Annotated in this window: 15 protein-coding genes and 1 tRNA gene; 2 read left to right on the top strand and 14 right to left on the bottom strand. The window is 58.8% G+C overall.

The window, feature by feature from the left end:
* Positions 1-381: 381 nt before the first annotated feature.
* From HZR20_RS05745 to HZR20_RS05715, 7 genes are all read right to left on the bottom strand, one after another.
* Positions 382-453 (bottom strand) — tRNA-Ala (locus tag HZR20_RS05745).
* Positions 454-559: 106 nt separating this feature from the next.
* Positions 560-871, bottom strand: a complete 312-nt coding sequence (rpsJ, locus tag HZR20_RS05740) for a 30S ribosomal protein S10 (RefSeq protein ID WP_199268329.1) — start codon at positions 869-871, stop codon at positions 560-562.
* Positions 868-2,139: a translation elongation factor EF-1 subunit alpha gene (gene tuf / locus HZR20_RS05735; protein ID WP_181685629.1), complete on the bottom strand. Its 1,272-nt coding sequence runs from the start codon at positions 2,137-2,139 to the stop codon at positions 868-870. The genes rpsJ and tuf overlap by 4 nt, the downstream gene beginning before the upstream one ends.
* A 218-nt stretch (positions 2,140-2,357) precedes the next feature.
* A complete protein-coding gene (locus HZR20_RS05730; protein WP_181685628.1) occupies positions 2,358-3,311 on the bottom strand; it encodes a homoserine dehydrogenase in 954 nt (317 codons plus the stop codon).
* Positions 3,311-3,841 (bottom strand): amino acid-binding protein, encoded by a 531-nt coding sequence (locus HZR20_RS05725; protein WP_181685627.1) that lies wholly within the window; start codon positions 3,839-3,841, stop codon positions 3,311-3,313. Before HZR20_RS05725 ends, HZR20_RS05730 begins: the two co-directional genes overlap by 1 nt.
* 129 nt (positions 3,842-3,970) lie before the next feature.
* Positions 3,971-4,942 (bottom strand): aldo/keto reductase, encoded by a 972-nt coding sequence (locus tag HZR20_RS05720; RefSeq protein ID WP_181685626.1) that lies wholly within the window; start codon positions 4,940-4,942, stop codon positions 3,971-3,973.
* Positions 4,943-5,181: 239 nt separating this feature from the next.
* Positions 5,182-7,371, bottom strand: a complete 2,190-nt coding sequence (locus HZR20_RS05715; protein WP_181685625.1) for an elongation factor EF-2 — start codon at positions 7,369-7,371, stop codon at positions 5,182-5,184.
* Positions 7,372-7,660: 289 nt separating this feature from the next.
* Here HZR20_RS05715 and HZR20_RS05710 point away from each other — a divergent pair, with 289 nt between their 5' ends.
* Together HZR20_RS05710 and HZR20_RS14715 are read left to right on the top strand one after the other, a co-directional pair.
* Positions 7,661-8,428 carry a DUF5781 family protein gene (locus HZR20_RS05710; protein WP_181685624.1) on the top strand — a complete coding sequence of 256 codons (768 nt, stop codon included), beginning with the start codon at positions 7,661-7,663 and terminating at the stop codon, positions 8,426-8,428.
* A gap of 145 nt (positions 8,429-8,573) precedes the next feature.
* The gene (locus HZR20_RS14715) at positions 8,574-10,916 is read left to right on the top strand and encodes a vWA domain-containing protein (protein WP_181685623.1); all 2,343 of its coding nucleotides are present in this window, start codon (positions 8,574-8,576) and stop codon (positions 10,914-10,916) included.
* Between the two features lie 36 nt (positions 10,917-10,952).
* On the opposite strand, the gene HZR20_RS05700 is transcribed toward HZR20_RS14715, so the two are convergent.
* From HZR20_RS05700 to HZR20_RS05670, 7 genes are read right to left on the bottom strand one after another with little or no spacing between them, the layout of a single operon-like run.
* Positions 10,953-11,822, bottom strand: coding sequence for a DUF7289 family protein (locus HZR20_RS05700; RefSeq protein WP_181685622.1), 870 nt, complete (start codon positions 11,820-11,822; stop codon positions 10,953-10,955).
* Positions 11,823-11,838: 16 nt separating this feature from the next.
* Positions 11,839-13,134: a DUF7266 family protein gene (locus HZR20_RS05695; RefSeq protein WP_449272330.1), complete on the bottom strand. Its 1,296-nt coding sequence runs from the start codon at positions 13,132-13,134 to the stop codon at positions 11,839-11,841.
* Positions 13,131-14,126, bottom strand: a complete 996-nt coding sequence (locus HZR20_RS05690; protein WP_181685620.1) for a DUF7261 family protein — start codon at positions 14,124-14,126, stop codon at positions 13,131-13,133. Before HZR20_RS05690 ends, HZR20_RS05695 begins: the two co-directional genes overlap by 4 nt.
* Positions 14,120-14,785 (bottom strand): DUF7288 family protein, encoded by a 666-nt coding sequence (locus HZR20_RS05685; RefSeq protein WP_181685619.1) that lies wholly within the window; start codon positions 14,783-14,785, stop codon positions 14,120-14,122. The genes HZR20_RS05690 and HZR20_RS05685 overlap by 7 nt, the downstream gene beginning before the upstream one ends.
* A gap of 1 nt (position 14,786) precedes the next feature.
* On the bottom strand, positions 14,787-15,290 hold the full coding sequence (locus HZR20_RS05680; RefSeq protein WP_449272329.1) for a DUF7287 family protein: 504 nt from the start codon (positions 15,288-15,290) through the stop codon (positions 14,787-14,789).
* Positions 15,291-15,294: 4 nt separating this feature from the next.
* On the bottom strand, positions 15,295-17,331 hold the full coding sequence (locus tag HZR20_RS05675; RefSeq protein ID WP_181685617.1) for a type II secretion system F family protein: 2,037 nt from the start codon (positions 17,329-17,331) through the stop codon (positions 15,295-15,297).
* On the bottom strand, positions 17,328-19,874 hold the full coding sequence (locus HZR20_RS05670; RefSeq protein WP_181685616.1) for a type II/IV secretion system ATPase subunit: 2,547 nt from the start codon (positions 19,872-19,874) through the stop codon (positions 17,328-17,330). Before HZR20_RS05670 ends, HZR20_RS05675 begins: the two co-directional genes overlap by 4 nt.
* Between the last annotated feature and the right edge of the window lie 70 nt (positions 19,875-19,944).

Genomic DNA, 19,944 nt, shown 5'->3' with positions numbered 1-19,944 from the left:
TCGTTCGTCTTCCGAGCCTTCGCTCGCTTGGCTCGCGAAGACGCCGGGATTGAGCAAACGCGAGGCGTTTGCGATGTTCGACGAGGGAACGAGACGAACGACGTGAGTCGAGTGGACTCGCCGGAAGACTCACTTCGTTCGTCTTCCGAGCCTTCGCTCGCTTAGCTCGCGAAGACGCCGGGATTGAGCAAACGCGAGGCGTTTGCGATGTTCGGCGAGGGAACGAGACGAACGACGTGAGTCGAGTGGACTCGCCGGGATTTGAACCGAAACCAGACGGTCACCCTCGCTTCGCTCGGATGCTGCGACTGGTAGGGGTTCAAATCCGGGCTTCGACTTGGATTCACGCCGCTCGCGAATTTGCTCGCGGCGCAAGAATTATGGACTCGCCGGGATTTGAACCCGGGGCCTCTTCCTTGCGAAGGAAGCGATCTGCCACTGATCTACGAGCCCGCACTGATAGTTCACGGACGGGGATAGTTGAATCCGACGATCCCGCGTACGCGTGAGAGCGACTGTTGTCCTCACAATGGACTGACCATGCCGGCAATGCCAGCGATCAGTCTTCGAGGACGATCTCGATGCTGACGTCGTTGGGAACCTGAATGCGCATCAGCTGACGGAGTGCGCGTTCGTCAGCGTCAATGTCGATCAGCCGCTTGTGGACGCGCATCTCCCAGTGCTCCCACGTGGCTGTCCCCTCGCCGTCGGGGGACTTCCGGGCGGGAACTTCCAGCGTCTTCGTCGGCAGCGGGACAGGACCAGAGAGTTCGACCCCGGTCTTGTTCGCGATCTCGCCAACTTCATCGCAGATGGCGTCGAGGTCTTCGGGACTCGTGCCCGCCAGACGGACGCGTGCCTGCTGCATTATTCGCGCTCGTTGACGCTCAGCACTTTGCCGGCCGCGATGGTCTGGCCCATGTCACGGATGGCGAAGCTGCCGAGCTCGGGAATCTCGCTCGACGGCTCGATGCTGAGGGGTTTCTGCGGTCGGACAGTGACGACCGCCGCGTCACCCGACTGGATGAAGTCGGGATTCTCTTCGGCGACTTCGCCGGAAGAGGGATCGATCTTCTTGTCGATGGACTCGATCGTACAGGCAACCTGTGCAGTGTGAGCGTGGAAGACCGGCGTGTAGCCGGCAGTGATCACGCTCGGGTGCTGCATGACGACGACCTGGGCCTGGAAGGTCTCGGCGACCGACGGCGGATCGTCAGCCGGCCCACAGACATCACCGCGGCGGATGTCGTCCTTGCCGATGCCACGGACGTTGAACCCGACGTTGTCGCCGGGGCCCGCGCTGTCGACCTCTTCGTGGTGCATCTCGACGGTCTTGACCTCGCCGCCCACGTCGCTGGGCTGGAAAGTCACGTCGTCACCGGGGAACATCTCACCGGTCTCGATCCGACCGACCGGGACAGTCCCGATACCCGAGATAGTGTAGACGTCCTGGATCGGCAGCCGCAGCGGCGCGTCCGTCGGCGGCTGGGGTTCGGGCAGGTCGTTGAGGGATTCGAGGATCGTCGGTCCGTCATACCACGGCGTGTTGTCGCTGAGGGACTCGACGTTGTCGCCCTCGAAGGCCGATGTCGGGATGAAGCTCGCGTTGTCCGTGTTGAACTGGACCTGCTTGAGCAACTGCGTGACCTCTTCGACGGCCTCCCGGTAGCGAGATTCCTCGTAGTCGACAAGGTCCATCTTGTTGACGGCAACGATGAGCTCGTCGATGCCCAGCGTGCGAGCCAGGAAAACGTGCTCCTGGGTCTGGGGCTGGACGCCGTCGTCGGCGGCGACCACGAGCACGGCGTTGTCGGCCTGGGACGCGCCCGTGATCATGTTCTTCACGAAGTCCCGGTGGCCGGGACAGTCGACAATCGTGAAGTTGTACTTCTCAGTGTCGAACTCCTGGTGGGCGATGTCGATGGTGACCCCGCGCTCTCGCTCCTCGGCGAGGTTGTCCATCACGTAGGCGAACTCGAATCCGCCCTTGCCCTTCTCTTCTGCTTCTTCTCGATGCTGCTCGATGACGTGCTCCGGAACGCTGCCGGTCTCGAACAGGAGGCGACCGACGAGAGTGGACTTCCCGTGGTCGACGTGTCCGATGATGGCGAGGTTCTGGTGCGCTATGTCCTCACTCATTGTAATCTCACGCGCAGAGGCGCTGTATCGCAATCGTTCGGCAGAAGTAATTAAAACGGTTTCGATACGCCACAAATCGCATCCCGATTATGTCCGGGAACTTGCGAACACATCCCACGGATTGGGGATCGGTCGACGACCTGTTCGATTCGATAGCTTCCACCGGATTCAATGGCTGGTTTCTGAGATGGCCGCTGATCGCTCTCTACAGAACGTGTTCACTCGAGCCGGCCAACGTCCGAGAGAATCGCTGTTGCAGTCTCTGGGCCGCCCGCGCCGCGGCCCGAGAGATTGAGTCGGCCGGCATTCTCAGTCTCGAGCTGGACGATATTCGTCGTTCCCGTTACCGCGAGCTCGCTGTGTTCGGGCACGAGTCGCGGGCCGACGCGGACCTCGCCGTCAGCTACCTCACCGATAAGTCGGATCGTCCGGCCATCCTCGCGGGCGAGTTCGAGCGCGCTACCCGGCACGTCTTTGATGCCCTCGACGGTCGCATCCGCCAGCGTGTACTCCCGGTCGCCCTGCGCGAGGACGTTCGCCAGGATCACGCACTTCAGCGCGGCGTCAGTGCCTTCCACGTCGAAGGAAGGATCCGTTTCGGCGACGCCGAGATCCTGGGCCTCGGCGAGCACGTGCTCGTAGTCCAGTCCCTCGGCGGCCATTCGCGAGAGGATGAAGTTCGCCGTCCCGTTGAGGATACCCCGGACAGCCGTCATCGTGCCCGGCCCGTAATCTTCGATCGTCGAGAGGACTGGGATCGCCCCGGCGACGGTTGCCTCGAAGCGGACGCTGCCCTCGCTTTGCCGTTCCAGGGCGCGCACATCGGCGTAGCGTTCGGCCATCGGCCCCTTGTTCGCCAGGACGACGTGGTTGTCCTGCTGGAGAGCGGCTTCGATGTGGTTGAATCCGGGTTGAGCGTCGCCAAGCGTCACAGGCGTCACTTCGATCAGGGCGTCGTACTCGGCCGCCAGCAGGTCATCGGGGTCGGCGTCGCCCAAGTGGGCCATTCCGTCAGTCCGTTGCCGGTCGAGCGCCGCGGCGACGTCGACACCGTCGGCGTCGATCGCCCCAGATTCGACGTTTGCCATCGCCGTGACCGTGTGTCCGTACTCGGAGGCGAGTTCGGCGACAGAACTACCGACCGTCCCGGTCCCCATGATCGCGAGGTCCATCAGGCGTCACCCCCCGGCGCGAGCGGCTCGACGACGCGCAAATCTTTCTCCTCGGCAACGGATCGTACTGCAGCGAGGGTGTCATTGACCGCACCTTGTTCTGTCTGAAGTCGCAACCGTGCGCTCGAGGGCTCACCGACGCCTTCCGGCGCAGATAGCGAGAGGTCAGCAACGGCCCCGTTTTCCGCCCGGAGTTGCGAGAGGGTATCCGAGAGGTCCGTGTCGACGAGGTGGCCGACCAGCAGAACAGTCACTTCCTCGCTATAGCGCTCCTGGCCAGCCTCGATCACGTTCACACCGGCGTCTCTCAGCGCCTCGACGATCCCGTCGAACCGATCGGGCGTCGCTTCCAGATCCACTTCGACGGGGATGTGCCCGCGGGGAGTTAGATTCCCGCGTTCGTGGTAGATACTGAGGAGGTTCCCGCCGTGTTCGGCGATGGGTGAAAGCGCCCGGAGGAGTTCCCCGGGTTCGTCGACGAGTTCGAGCCGAACTGTGTACGCCCGGACTTCGTCCTGCGGATCGCTCATCGAACACTCACCTCGGCTGCCGAAGACGCGTGTCTGGGCGCGTACATCGTATCCGGTTCACAGGCTGGGAGGTATAAGTATCTCTTGAACGACGACGCCCTGGGCGGGGCCGAGCGAACCAGATGGTCGTTACTCGAAACCGAACACCGGAACTGGCTCGTACGGTTCTTCGAGATACTCGACGTCGGAGTCGCTGAGATTGACTTCCAGCGCCTCGACTGCGTCTTCGAGGTGCTCGATGCTGGAGACGCCGACGATCGGCGCGTCGACGTTGTCGTTCTGGAAGTGCCAGGCCAGGGCGATCTGGGCCATCGAGACGCCCTTCTCGTCGGCGAGTTCCTCGACGCGGTTGTTGATCTCCTCGCTGCCCGGCCCTTCGTGATACGGCGTTCCATAATCGATCTCGTGCTCGCCACGCGTCGTCTCGGTGAACTTATCGTGCGAACGGGTGAGGTAGCCAGCCGCCAGCGGCGACCAGGGAATGACCCCAACGTTCTCCCGGTTCGTGATCGGGTACATCTCGCGTTCCTCCTCGCGATAGGTCAGGTGATAGAGGTCCTGCATCGTCTCGAAGCGGGCCAGTCCCTCCCGATCGGAGATGTGGAGTGCGCGCTGGAACTGGTGGGCCCACATCGAGGAGGCCCCGATGTGTCGGACCTTCCCGCGACGGACTGCATCGTCAAGCGCCCGCAGCGTCGTCTCGATCGGCGTATTGTAGTCCCAGCGATGGATCTGATAGAGATCAACGGTGTCCATTCCGAGTCGATCCAGTGAATGGTCGAGCTCCTGCTCGATCGTCTTCCGGGAGAGTCCCTTCGCGTTCCGGTGCTCTTTGGCGCCCGAGAAGCGGACCTTCGTCGCGACGACCTGCTCGTCACGGTCGTAATCGGCGAGCACGTCACCGAGGATCTCTTCGCTCTCCCCCGAGGAGTAGGTATTGGCCGTGTCGAAGAAGTTGATCCCGAGGTCGATCGCTCGCTCGACAAGTTCCCGGCCCTCGTCTGCATCCAGCATCCAGTCGTCCTGGCTGCCAAAACTCATACAGCCAAGCGCGATCTTCGAGACTTCCATCCCCGTTGATCCGAGTGTGGTGTATTCCATTGCCTTTCGACACACGAACCGTGATGAAATATATCTACTGGCGTGAACAACATTCGGGTGAATAAAGAATGGTCTCCGGTAGCAGTAAAACTAGTAGCAAAAACACAGCGAAACCAGGCAGCATACGACGGCGCGTGCGCCGTCGTTTTCCCGAGCGCCGCAGGCGCTCGGATGTTTTTGGTCCAGCTTTTTGCCAAGAGGGTCGCCGTCGGCGACCCTCTGAAGTAAAAAGGTGGTCTTTAGAAGTAATTGATCGCTTCGGGCAGTTCCGTCTTCATGCCCTTGCGCTCGCGAATCTGCTTGATCGTCTCGGGCTGGAGGTTATCGGCCATGACGCGGAACCCGGCGTTCTCGGTGTTCCAGGAAGCACGACCTTCCGTCGCGCTCCGGATGTCACTGGAGAAGCCGATCATCTCCTCGACGGGCGCGATGCCCTCGACGACCATGAGGTCGCCTTCCTGATACATGTCGTCGACGCGGCCACGCCGACCCTGGACTTCGCCGCTCGCCGCGCCCATGTGCTCGTTGGGCACGTCGATGCGGACATCCTGGATCGGTTCGAGCAGGCGGATCTCGGCGTCGATCAGGGAATTGTGGATGGCCTGACGGACGGCCGGGATGACCTGGGCCGGACCGCGGTGGATGGCGTCCTCGTGGAGGCGGGCGTCGTGGAGTCGGATGAGCGAGCCCTGGACCGGCTCGGCGGCCAGCGGCCCGTCGTTGAGGGCGTCCTCCATCCCTTCGAGGACGAGTTCCATCGTCTCGTTCAAGTGCTGGATCCCTTTCGTGTCGTCGATGATGACGTTCGTGCCGTGGATGTGCTCGACGTTCTGGGAGGTGTCCTTGTCCATGCCGGCTTCCTGGAGCGCCTCACGGCGTTCGAGTTCAGGCATGTCCATGGAGGCCTCGCCGTGCTGGATCGTCTCGACGATGTCGTTGTCCAGCGGGTGGACCGTAATGTAAAAGCGGTTGTGGCGGTTCGGCGAGATCCCCTCGACTTCGCGACTCTGCTCCTGTGGCGCTTCCCGGAAGACGACGATCGGTTCGCCCGTCGTGATCGGGATGCCCTGGTTGCGCTCGATACGCTGGGTGACGACTTCGAGGTGGAGTTCGCCCTGCCCGGAGATGAGATGCTCGCCGGTGTCCTCGTTGATCTCGATCTCGATGGTCGGATCTTCCTTACTGACCTGCTGGAGCGTCTCGATGAGCTTGGGCAGATCGTCCATCCGCTGGGCCTCGACACTTTTGGTGATGACCGGCTCCGAGATGTGTTCGATCGACTCGAAGGGCGTCATCTCGACGCTAGAGACGGTCGAGCCCGCGATGGCGTCTTTGAGACCAGTGACGGCCGCAATGTTGCCGGCCGGGACTTCTTCGACCTCCTCGCGCTCGCCGCCCATGTAGACGCCGACGCTCTGGACGCGGTTCTTGCCAGCTGTCCCGGAGACGTACAGCTCCTGACCTTCCTCGATCGTCCCGGAGAAGACACGACCCGCAGCGACCTCGCCAGCGTGGGGGTCGACGCCGATGTCGGTAACCATCAGGACAACGTCGCCGTCCTCGTCGACGAGCTGCATCTGCTCGGCGACCTCGCTGTCGGCGTCGCCACGCCAGATCCGCGGGACACGACGCGGCTGGGCGTCGATCGGATTCGGGAAGTGCTCACACACCATGTCCAGGACGACGTCGGCCAGGGGCGTTCGCTCGTGGAGTTCCTGGCGCTTGTCGGCCCGCTCAAGTTCCATGATCTCGCCGAAGTCCATCCCGGTGCGCTGCATCGAGGGCATCGAGACGCCCCACTTGTACAGCGCCGACCCGAAGCCGACGGTCCCCTCTTCGACGGAGACGGTCCAGTCGTCCTCAATGTCGTCCATCTCCTCGGTCATCCCACGGATGAGTTCGTTTACGTCGCGGATGACTGCGACGAGTCGCTCCTGCATCTCTTCGGGACCTTCCTGAAGTTCCGAGATGAGACGGTCGACCTTGTTGATGAACAGCGTCGGTTTGACACCCTCTCTGAGTGCTTGTCGGAGGACGGTCTCGGTCTGAGGCATCGCGCCCTCGACGGCGTCGACGACCACCAGTGCGCCGTCGACGGCCCGCATCGCGCGGGTAACGTCCCCGCCGAAGTCGACGTGGCCCGGCGTGTCGATGAGGTTGATGAGATGGTTGGTATCCTCGTACTCGTGGGTCATCGAGACGTTTGCCGCGTCGATGGTGATTCCACGTTCCTGTTCGTCCTCCTCGGTGTCCATCGCGAGCTGTTCTCCGGCGGTTTCGTCGGAGATCATGCCCGCACCAGCGAGGAGATTGTCAGTCAGCGTCGTCTTCCCGTGGTCGACGTGAGCCGCGATGGCGATGTTCCGGATGTTCTCCGGTTTGTCCATCAGCGTCTCACACTCCTGTACGATTTTTTTGCGTCGGCCCATGATACCCGATTCTACCGGCAGGCACGGTAAAAGGGTAGTGTTTCGGCCTGAGTGCGACAATTAGGAGCACGAACGCGGAAGCTCGTCAGGGAACGAGCGGAGCGAGTGGACTGACGGTGTTTCGGCGTAAGCGTGCGATTAGCACGCGAACAGCGAAGCTTAGGAGGTGCGGGCCGTTACAACAGCGCCACTGGATACTAGACCGTGTTTGTGAGCGACACGGAACTCGCTACCGACCGCTGCCGGGGCCAGAAGAGTCATACGGAACGAAACCATGTGAAAGCAACACATGGAATTGCTGGTCGAAGGTACCGGTCCGAGTGACCCGTTTCTGGGGGCACGGGACCGCTTTGAAACCGAATACGACCTCCGCCAGTCCGTGACAGTGAGGGTCCGCCGGGATCCTGACGAGCGGACACGCGTCAGTCACAATTCGCCTGGGCACACCCTGATTATCTCCCAGCAGGCAGCGACCAGTGCGATGGCACGGGAACTCGCCCTCCACGAGTTTGCCCACATGCACCAGCACGAACAGCACCACCCATCGCATACACTTTCGACGGATGAGGTCATCTTCCTCGCCCTCTCGGGCCGGAGCATCAAGCGCCGGACGCTCACACACTGTTATCAAATTGCTAATCATGCTAGGGATATCTACGCCGACGATGTGTGGATCGACGTGTCCCCAACGGCGAAACTAGGACAATTCTTCGAATCTGGACTTGCGGCCGCACTGGTCGATCGTCCGACTGAACCTGTCGGCTGGGAACGACTGACTGGTGATGCGGATCCGGAGATTACGGCCGTCAACGCAGCATTTGCCGTTGGTTTGATTGAGCGCCACGGACTGGTCGATCAGGATCATCGAATCTACGATTTGGCACAAGCGGCCGCAATAGACGCGCCGAATCTCGGGTTTAACTACTTTCGAGACCGCTTTCGAGATCTGCCCACGAATCCGACTGAGAGTGAGTTTCGATCTGCCCTGGTCGAATTGACACAAACGTATGTGGCACAAGTACAGTGCCAGCCAGAGCAGTCCGGTGCCGCTGACTAACGAATAAATAGCACAACGTTGGGGTCGCGGGAATAGAGTCAAGGACGAGATTTATGTGCGTCAGCCAGTCTCGAATACATTTATACTTCTACAACGCGATTTGTTCGCATAACCAATGAATCGCTGGGGGCCGACATCGTCGAATGTGGGTGCAGATCGAGGCGTGTCCGAGTTGCTCGGCTACGTCTTGTTGGTCGGGATCGTCATGACTGGAGCCGTTGCGATCGTGATCTTTGGGGCGTCCTCGATCGGCGGGATCCAGGAACAACAGGATTCGGAAGCGACCCAGACGATGATGCAGGAGGTCGACTCCAGGTTAGCAACCTTGTCGACCGCAAGCGAATCGCGTGCGGTCGAGTTTTCGTTTGCTGAAACGGATCAGACCGTCCAGCGATCGCCAGATTTAGTGACGGATAAAGGACAGATCAATATAACTGTCAACGGCAACGCGACGTGTTCGGCTGAGGTTCCACTCGATTCGATTCGTCTCGATAACGAGGCTGGCGCGGTGATCGTCTACGAAGCGGGTGGTGTCTGGCGACTCTCGGAGGACGGGGCAGCCTCGATCGTGACGCCGCCGACCGTCTCGATTCAGGACGGACAGCTCAGTCTCTCGCTGATGAACATGACTGGCAGTGTCGCCGGCGAGGGCAACCAGGCTGTCTTGAACGCGAGTTCGTCGGCGACCGATTCGACCGCGGCGATGGACAAACTGTTACAGGGCTCTTGCATGCGTCCCGATAACATTACCGTACGGATCCAGAGCGACATGTACGAGGCCTGGGGTGAGCACTTGGCAGGCGAGACGGGATATGATGTCCGATCGTCGCCGCCAGCGGGCGACGACAGTTACCTCGTCGTCAACGACAGCACGGAAACGGCAACAGTCTACCTGAACCAGAGTGCGTTGCCCGAGCGGACGAACGACGCGAAAAACAACGTCGTCGGCGTGACGAACGCCAGCTACATGCACGACGTGTCGGTGACGACTGATGGAATCTCTGTCAGCAAGGACGCGAACAATACGTATACTGTCTACGCGGAACCGGTGGCTGACGACATCGAAATCGGGTCCGTCGAGCGGATTTCTCAGGCCAATAACGTGACGCGGCCGCCACTCGACGTGGTGTTCGTGGTCGACGAGTCTGGGTCGATGGAGGATCCAGGCCCTTCCGGACAGGAAAAACGAGAATCTGTTAGAGGATCTATACGGAATTTCACGACATATTTAGATAGTGACATTGACCGTATCGCACTAGTTGGCTACCAAGAAATGCCAAATGGGTACGATGAAAATGATCCGTCTTCGACATGGAGATTTCCGTATCCACATCCGAATTACGGCCGTATTTATCGAACTAATAATCAGATGTTAACAGGCGATTTTGAATCATTTAATGATACTTCAGGTGGGCCTCTAGAACGACTACAAGCAAAGGGGTGGACCTACTCTACGGGAGGGATGAAAAAAGCCGCCCCCCTATTAGATCTCAAAAGTGACGAATCACGAAACAAGATAATCGTCCTCCTGTCCGATGGACGAAATAAGCACAGTCACGATGAAGATTGGTTGGTCAGCAGCCAGGAATACAAATCCCATCAATCGTACAATTATAATGGTCACTGGTATTGGGGGGATGAAGCAGGGACCGACTTTGCTACTATCAAAATCGCCCAGTTAGCGAGTGATTCTGGAATGACGACGTACACTATCGGATTCGGTATCGAAACGAATATTGACGAGGAACTCCTATCTGATGTCGCTAAAGCCGGCACTGGAGAATACTACTATGCCAAAAACGCGTCGGCTCTTGAGGATGCATTTTCTTCGATTGCTAAACGCGTTTCCAGCACAAAGCAGGTCGGTCGACTCCCGATGTCGACGAACCTTTCAGCCAACAACACCGCCCAACCACCACAGATTACCGGTGACGTCACCAGAATCGCAAACGTCACGCAAGGCGGTGAGACGTTCCTCAACGTCAACGATCCCTACGCACCATCGACGTTCAGTCACGCATTCACTGTTTCAGACGGCGAGATGGTGAACTTCAGCGCGACGGTTTACGGGTGTGATCGGTGGGTGGCGACGAGCATGACTGAGACAATTAACGGAAGCCAGTATCCCGTGACACGTTGTGCGGCGATGAACAAGTCTGACGGCACCACTGTTGAAGACAACAACGTCAGCGTCTACACGAACCACGCTTCGACCGCGTTCAAAAACGATCTGGCGAATTGGACGACGGCTGAGTGGCAGACGAACCTGACCGACGCACTCAACAAGAGTAATCTGTACAATACGACGACTGGCCAACTCACCCTCGAAAGCAATCAGGTCATCGTCGCGTATGACTTCCCGCAGCAATCCGGGGCAGAGACCGACAATATCATGCTCATGCTCTATACGATCGGTCTGAGTGAGGAGAACGCTCGACCGAGCGGTGTCATCGACATCGATCTCAACAACGTCAGAATCGAAAGTTGAAGCGTTGCGAGATTCCGGACTGGTGATTGGCGATCGTCACTCACCGAATTCGATCGTGACATTTTGACGACGGACGAAAGCTTGTTCGATCGGATCTGATGGACTGCCACATTGTGCCGTCGATCCCGAGACGGTCCAGTTTTCTGCCCGGTCGAAGTGATCGAGCCACGCATCGTCTCGCGCTGACGTGAACGAGACGCTAACATACTCAACGTCAGACACACTTCCTGAGCCGGACCGGTTAACGGGATACAGCAGGTCTGTCCCATTCGCCGTCGCAGTTACTTCTAAGGCTCCGCCACCGCTCGTCGACGTTTCCGGAGACTGTATCGTCACGAACGACAAGACAACCACGTCGTCCGTACAGACCTGGCCAGGCTTGTGTTTGATCGTGCCGCCCTTCTCCCGACCACGAAAGGTAGCACCACTTTCATACGAGATATTCGTCGAGTCTTTCGAGTACACCAACGCATTCATCGGGACTGAAATCGCTCTATTCGGCCCACCACTTCGATTGAGAGTTACCGTAGCCGTCGATCCTCGTTCGATCCCAATCGTTCCTTGATACAGATCCAATGACTCTTGACGAGTGAGTGCGCCACCTTCTTCGATCGAGTCGAAGGAGGTGGCAAAAATCTCGAACGTCTGTTCGGCGTTGTCGAGTTGCTGGCCGGCTTTGAAGTCCTCAAGTTGGGCAAACCCGACCGTCGAGACAAGGATGACCGAAGCCATGACGACCGAGAACGTGAGGATGAAGCCAATCAGATCGGAGACAGCACGCTCGCTGGTACCGATCTGACTCTGCGCGTATCGTTGGTTTCCAGAACCGTTGTTTGGGGCCGGGATTGATTGTTCGTCTGAGCGGGTATTTGACGCCGATGGCGCTCTTTCGTTGTGACCGCTCATTGTTCGTCCCTCTCGATCATGAGTCGGACCCCTCGAACATTGTCCGGTGTGACTCGCCGTTATGCCAATACCGAATTCCAATGATCACCGGGCTAGGATTTCCGTTCATTCCGTTGAATGTGACAGAAACAGTCTCTCCCGAGGGAATCGCAACCTGGTTGGGATCTTCAATCGCGATAATCTTCCCATCTGGTTTATCTTTGTCTTTGAAGCTAATTTCCCGATATTTCTCGTAGTCTCCGGAACCCCATTGAATATGTATCTCTGGATCACTGCTCGAATCTATTTTCACTTCACCGCCTTTCGAAAACTCAGGGTTTACGAGGATGTGGCTGATGACGATTTCATCGGGCCAGGTATTCTCATAGGAAAATGAGACTGTTTTGCCACCACCACCACCACCAGTGACAACTGTGTAGTCGGAATTGTACTCCATCCCGGAAACCGATACGTTCCTCGTTACCCGCGCCGTGTCGTCGTCATCGTCGACGACTTTCAGCGTCACGTTGTGATCGCCTGCTGGCAAGGTCTCTTGGTAGGTCACATTGTCGACGCCAGTGTCGCTTCCGTTGACGAACCAGTAGTAGTGTTCGATCGATCCATCGGGATCGCGACTCTCGGAGGCGTTGAATTTCACCGGCTCGTCGCTGACTGGATACGCTGTTTCGACCTCGAACTTGGCGATCGGTGGTCGATTCGTCGGCGAAGAGGTGTTTCCGTAGTTAATCCGACGTACGTCCGCTCCCACGCCGACCCGCAAATCCTGCTCGACCGGGACAACCGCGGCATCCGTCGTGACGCCTGTCGTTCTGGTGGCTGCCACTCCAAACGTGGAGTGATCGACGCGATCGATCGAGAGGACGACGTCGGACCGGTTCTGGACCGCGAACTCACGAACCGTGTTCTCACCGTTTCGGGTGACTTCCACCACCAGACACGCATTCGCCGCCATGCCGAGCGAACACTCTCCAGGGGACTGTATCTCCGCGGAATACGCATTCGAGACGACGTTTCGGGGCTGGCTGACCTGTAGTGAGACCTGCTGGCTATTCCGAGCGATCCTCCCGACGTTTTCTAGCTCTGAGGCCAGCTCAGTCCCGATATTCTCGATCACTTGATCGGCGGCATACCGCTGTTGGTCCTCGAGGTAGCCATTCGCAGCGATAAGCAGTCCCACAACAAGGACCGTCGTAATGCCGAGAGACAGGGTGTGCGTGATCGGTGTCGACAGTGCCCTGTCTGTCTCTTGACTGTTGCTGTGACTCGAAAGCGAACGCCGATATTGCGATCTTTCTGGCTGGGTTTCGTTCATGAACTCCCCCCGTAGACGCTGACGTTCCGCTGCTGGCCGAGTTGGACGCCGTCGCTTCGGTAAGTGAGATCGACTACCCCTTTCCAAACGGCCGGCGTGATGCACGTCTGGGCCAGTGGATCGGTTTTGCAGGCATCGTAGGCCCCCCATGGCATGCTCCAAGACGTGCTCCACGTTCGATTGGTGACGATTGCGTACTGGCCGGTGATCTCGGTCCCGTTGTCGATCTCAACGGTCGATGGCCCGAGGTTCGTCTCGATACCGGTGAACGTACACTCACCGGTCGGACTCGACCCGCCGTACAGATCCAGGAGCGTCCGTCCGCCAACCGACCGACAGGTCGTCTCGTCCAGCACGGCCCCTGTTCGGTCTTCGACGACGACACTCACATTGGTGTTGTCCGACTGGTTTATCGTGTAGGTGAGTCTATTGCTCCCGTCGTCCACACTGATCGTCGTATTCACTGTTGAAGTGTCTTGGACGTTCACGTTCAGGAGGAACCATCCGACAGCGGTGCCAGTTGGGCCGGGCACAACCTCCCAGTTACCGTCGGTCGGATCTCCCGGTTCTGAGAAGTTCCGGTCGCGCGACTGGACGATCCGCGTCCCGGTCTCGGCTGCCCCACGATACGAAACGTTGGTATACACTGTTCCCTCGATCGCGAACGAGCGGGCGAGACCGCTGCTATAGCCCACGATTGAGTGGTTCACGTCGGTCTGTAAGTCGGCTATCGATCGGTTTCGCTCGACGTGATTCGCCCGAAGCATGAGCGAGCGAGCGTTTCGGCTGACTTCGTGGGTGAACTCGTTGACCTCGTTTATCTGGTTGGCTTCTTGTCCTGAACCGATGTTTGCGGTGTACAGCACGGTGTTGATGACTAGCGCCAGGGCGACGATCGTCACGGCGATGAGCAATGCCCCGATCAGGAGCATCTGCCCCCGTTGTGCCCCGTCGAAGCGCTCCGTTCGCGGCTTGAATCGATCGGTCACCATACGATCAGTCGCACCTCCACGATGTTGTAGACGGGCCCATCGACGGCGTTCGGTACCGGGTAGTACCCACTCTTGTTGCCCGGGTTCCGCGTCGGGAGGGTGTCGTACTCCCGTAATTCCGCTGAACCGGCCGAGGGTGACGTTAACGTCATATTGTCATAGAGGACGACCCGGTGGGTCGCCACGACGGCACTCTCCGACGGTGTTCCCTGTGAGGCGATCGTGACTGTCCCCGTCCCGTTGGACGGATTCGGCTCCAGGAACGTCATCTCGACGTTGTACAGCCGTCCCCTGGTGGCGAAGGTACCGACCAGAAGCTCACCGAACGGCCCCGGTAGTTTCTCTGTCCCATAGCCCACGTCTGGATTGATCGCGCCCGCGAAGGTCCGGCTTCGCTGTGACCAGTTCCGGACGAGTGTCGAGAGGCGCTGTCGTTCCGACTGAGATGCGACCATCAGCACGTCCTCGGCTTGCTGGCGAAGGTCAACCCGGACTTCCGAATCGACGGTTCCGCCGGTCGTCGGCGTGATGATGACGACCTGCATTGCGTACCACAGCGCCGTCAAGATGAGAATTGCGCCGATCAGACCTTCGAGCGTGAATGCCTGTCCGCGGTCGTCGCCCCCTGCCCCCGATGTACGCGTTCGTTCCTGTCTCATGTTACCACGTCCGTACGACGAGTCGACACCCTGGATTACACCCAGAGGTGCCCGTTTTGATGATCCGCACAGAGACGGCAGTCCGATCACTCGTGACTGGGTTGCCGGACGCGTTGAGACGCGCCACCCCATCCAGTTGCTCTACTGATATATTTAGTGAGGTATCACTTGCTATTCCGAAGTCCGATCGCAACTCAGCGACGGATCGCGAGCTATTGAACACTGTCTGGTCCAGTTGTGTTGTATTCAGGACGTTCGGTTCAGCGGGCTCGGAGAAGTTCGAGACGATCTCGGCGCTCACCCGATCGGCTGCCGCCTCGGTATCGCCATCCAATGTCGATTCAAACGGCATCAGCAACCCTGGAAACAGCGCCAACACGAACATGAACCCGACCAGGAAAATGCTGATGCCCAGGACGTAATCTTGCATCGTCTGGGCACGGTCCTGCCGGTCGCTCTCCCGCCGACCTCTGTCGTTCGGTTGTATCGAATTTCGGCGTCTCATTGGCTCAACTCACGACGATCCAGACACTGAGCGTCACAGTCAACAACGCCACAGCATATTTCAGTCCGGCAACGAGACTCACGTTCCGGATGTAGCCGGCGATAATAGCCGAGGAGATAGCCTGCAGTGTCACGGCGTGCAGGAACAACATCGAGAGAAGATCGGGGCCAGGCATGTCAGAGCCAATGCTTTGGACGGAACTGCCCCCGTCCGCACCCGACGCTTGCTGAGAGAGCCCAGCCATCGTCTCGAAGAACTGCACTTTCAACATCGCAATCACACCCAGCAACGTCAGGAACGTCATGATGACGATCACGACCTGCATTCGCGTCCGGGACTTGCGGTCACGATCGATGTCGTCCTGGTTCTCGCTGGCCTGGGCCGCCGTCGAGAGGACATCCTGAATCTGGTTCGAGGCTTCCTGGGCCTCGCTGACGAGCTTGACCGTCCGGGCAAGTCGCGGAACGTGATACTTGTTGTTGAACTCCCGGAGGGCCTGTTTGAGACTCGTTCCATACTGCACTTTCCGGTTCATGACGGTGAACTCGTCGGCCAGTCGGCCCGATGAGGTGTCGGCGACGACTTTCAGCGATTCCAGCAGCGTCATCCCGGTTTCGTTGGCACTGGAGAGTTTCCGGAGGTTCTCGGACAGTTTGCCGATAATTGCCCTCCGATAGCGGACGTTCCACTCGTGGAAGATCGCCAGCGGGATGAAGTTGATGTAGGCGGGGACGTACAGCCAGAAGAACGTTCCCTGGAGGGGATCGCTCATCATTCCTTCCAGGGACGTGGGTGCCCAGCCCATGAGGACGGAAATCACCAGTGCCGTCAGCGTGGCCGGGATCGTCAATGCGAGCACGTACAGCGGGTTGTCCCGGAAGAAAATGTGGGGAGAACGCATGATCTCTAAGGCCTGGTGAGTTCCCTCTCGGTCGTTGATCCGATCGAAGATACTGTGTTCGCCCTTGTACCGTTCGATCAGGCCGAGATCAAAGAGGTTGGTCTGGCCCTCGATCAGGGCCTCCTTCTCGGGATTGTCCGGCTGTAAGTACCCACTCGAACTATCGTCAGACGTGACGGTCGACACCAGTACCAGGAAGGCGACGTTGATCAACGGGATCAGGCCGTACACAGTGATGTACATCAACTGCGTACTCGCGTTGCCCATCATCGACATCACCACGAGGATGATGATGAGCAGGAGGGGAAACAGCGAGAGGGTCATGTACATCTCGCCGAACAACTCCAGGGTCTCGAGCATGCGCTCTTGCTCCTGCTTGCTGGTGCGCATGTACTTGTCCTTCTGATCTTCGAGAAAGTCTGTCATGTTGCCCCCGGAGTCGACGATCGAGAGCATGTCCGTCAAGAACTGACTCAACTCGTCGCTTGGCGTCCGGATCGCCTGGTTACGGATTGCCGTCCGGTAGTCCGTATCGAAGTATTCCGTCTCGAGGACGATACTTTGGAACTCCTTTGCCACCTCGCCGTACGTGTCGTCGGCGTCGGCGATCGCTTCGAGGATGTCCAGTTGGTTGAGGCCGCCGACCGACAGCGCGTACATGAACGAGACGGCATCGGACAGCATGACGTTGATCTCTCGTTCACGGGCGCTGGCCCGGAAGTACGGGATCGACACCAGCGAGCCAAACCCGACAACAAAGCCGATCGTCCCGAACACGAGTCCGGAGACGAACACGAGGAAAGGGAGTTTCAGTGCCTGAACGATCGGCAGGATACTCTCGGGAAGCCCGAGTCCGAGAAACGATGGGACGCCGCCAGCGAACAACGTCGTCACGAGCAGGTAGCCGAGTAACATCCCGACCAACCAGAGTGAGGTGCCGGCGATCGTCCCGACGGCAAGCGCCCGTGAGAGGAACATCTCGACGTTGTCGGCCATTCGCGATTCGCCGAGTTTCGTCTCGACGTTGGCGACGAAGTCCCCATCCTCGTCGAACAGCCGCCGGAACAGCGGGTAAAAGGTATCGCCAAGACTACCGGCCTCACCGATCCGCGAGCCGGATTGGCGTCGTTCGAGGCTCATTCTTCCTCAGATCCCTCAACACCTGCTTTGGGCACAAATTGACCGAAGTCGACCGCGTCGTCGTCCTCCTCTTCGGCTACTTCGTTGCCACTCACGTCCGCGAGTGCGTTGACAATATCCGATCTGGCCTGGTCCTTGTACCGGTCGAACAGCGGCTGGGCGTTTTCGATGACGTCCTCAGCCTCGTCGACCAATTCGTCGGGCGGATCCGGTCGTGGCACCATCTCCTCTTTGGCTGGATCGACCGTAATCTGGACTGATTCCATCTCCCGGAGGTCTTCGAGACTGCGTTCGAGCTGGCCGTTTGCGATCAGCGTCATGATCGTTTCGGGATCGTTGATGAACGCCTGGACCGTCGCGGCAACCTCGGTGTAGGTATTCAGTCCCCGCTCGATGAGATGAGCCAAGACGACCTTTCGCATGAACAGTTCCTCGTCCAGCGTGTCCTGGTCCCACCCGCGGTCGAACTTGATCTCTTCGAGGGTCGAGGAGGATCCCATCTGTAAGAACTGATCGGACTCGGCCTGCCACTGGTAGACGTCCCTGACGTTGATCTCGTCGTTCTCCGGGGAGTACTCGTTGATCTCGGTCAACGTCTTGTTCCGGCGAACCTTTCGACCCTGGACGCGCGTCTGCGTCTGGATCGAGACGAGATCCAGGGCTGTAAAGAGTGTCTTCGAGACGTTGATCGGGTCGGTCGTGAACCGCTTGATCACCTCGCCGACGGTGTCGGCGTGGAACGTCGAGTAGCCGGTGTGGCCGGTCGACATGACCTGGAAGAGGTCACGCCCCTCTTCCCCACGAACCTCACCCATGACGATATAGTCGGGGCGCTGGCGGAGTGCGGCCTCCAGCAGATCGAACTCGTCGATGTCGCCTTTTTCGTCCTCGCCGAAGGACGGTCGCGTCACGCTCGCCACCCAGTTGCGCTGTGGCAACTCGACCTCGCGCGTGTCCTCGATGGAGACGATTTTGGAGTTGCTGGGGATGAACAGCGAAATCGCGTTCAGGCTGGTTGTCTTCCCTGAAGCGGTCCCGCCCGCAAAGATCATCGACTTGTTGTTCTCGATCGCCAGCCAGAGGAACGCCATCTCGTCGAGTGAGAAGGTGTTCCAGTTGATCAGGTCGATCGGCGTAAACGGGACATCTTTGAACTGCCGAATCGTGTAGTTGGTCCCGTGATCGGACACTTCCTTGCCCAGTGTCAACTGAGCACGCGACCCGTCAGGGAGTGTCGCATCAACCTGTGGTTGTCGTTTGGAGATCCCCTTGCCCGAGCGCTGGGCGAGTTTCACGACGAAGTCGTCGAGGTCGCTCTTGCCGTGCTCGACGTTTGAGATCGTTTGTTCGTAGTCAGTGTGGTAGACGAACACCCGGGAGTTGTACCCGTCACAGGAGATGTCTTCGACGTTGATGTCGTGTTTGATCGGGTCGATCTTGCCGTAGCCGATGTAGTCCCGCTTGAGCAGGTACAGCAGCTTCTCGACCTGATATTCGGTAAGTGTATCCGCATCTTCCTCGAGAATCGCTGGCTCCGGCCGGGCCGCGATACCGTCGAGTTCGGTTGACTGGGTCGGCTCGTCAGAGTCGGGTGAAGCCTCGCCCACCCCAAGCAGCTGTTTTACCCAGTCAGTCGTCGTTTGCCCCACACGATCCGTATTCGGTTCGTCGTAGATGTCGTACCGTTTGAGTAGTTCCTGGGCTTCTCGCTCGATGACCGACGCCCGACCCTCGGCGTCGTCACCGACGGCCACACCCTCTTCGGCGTACTTGATCGCCGTTTTGAGTTTGCTGCCGAGAAAGCTTTTGAGTTCGTGCTCGATCGCGTTCAGCGTCGGCTCGATCACGTAGTACTTGCGTTCGTTTTCTTTTATCGAATGAAAGAGGATAACACAGGCGTAAGGTTTGTTGACCCAGTAGCGCTCGACCTCTTCGAAGTGGCCCTTTTTCTCCATCGGGACAGCCTTCTCCAGATCGTACCGGTTGACGATCGTGGTGTGCCCCTCAGCCGTCGAGAAGAACTCGTCTTCGTCTAACTCCGGATTGACGTCGACTGTCCGCTGATCGACGAGTGCAGCCAGTTTGGTGGCCTTGTTCTCGCCGTGACTCAATCGGCCCTCGGTCTCCTCGGGTTCGAACCCAAGGTGGCTAGCTGGATCGAACGGGATTTTCGCCCCGTCCGAGTCCCGCGGCGCGCTGCCGTCGTCGTAATAAAACTCCTGCTTAAAGTGCTCCCAGCGGTACTCGCCTTTGCGGACGGGCGTCGTCGCCGGATTGATGAAATCCTGAAAATGTTCGTCGAGCGATTTCGCGTTCCTCGAGTGGTCGACGACCAACTGCTCGGTTCGCTGTGGATCGAATCCGAGGTATTCGCTTCGATCGAACGGCCCACCGTCGTGGAACTCGCGCCGGAAATCGATCCACGTGTACCCGTCGGGCTCGTCATCGTCCCCCCCTTCTGTGTCACTACCGTCATCGAACAAAGAACTCGCCCGCGACCGAAGCGAACCCTCGTCGTCGCCCTCTTTATCATCAATTGCCATTGTTGTAGCATCATTCACTCAAGCGAAAAAAGGTTACGTCAGACGATCACAACGTTTGTGGCTACAATCG

The sequence above is a fragment of the Halorhabdus salina genome (assembly GCF_013839425.1).
In the GTDB taxonomy this organism is placed as follows: Archaea; Halobacteriota; Halobacteria; order Halobacteriales; family Haloarculaceae; genus Halorhabdus; species Halorhabdus salina.
Note: the sequence above shows the minus strand (reverse complement) of the source record. Positions and strands in the feature narration are given on the sequence as shown.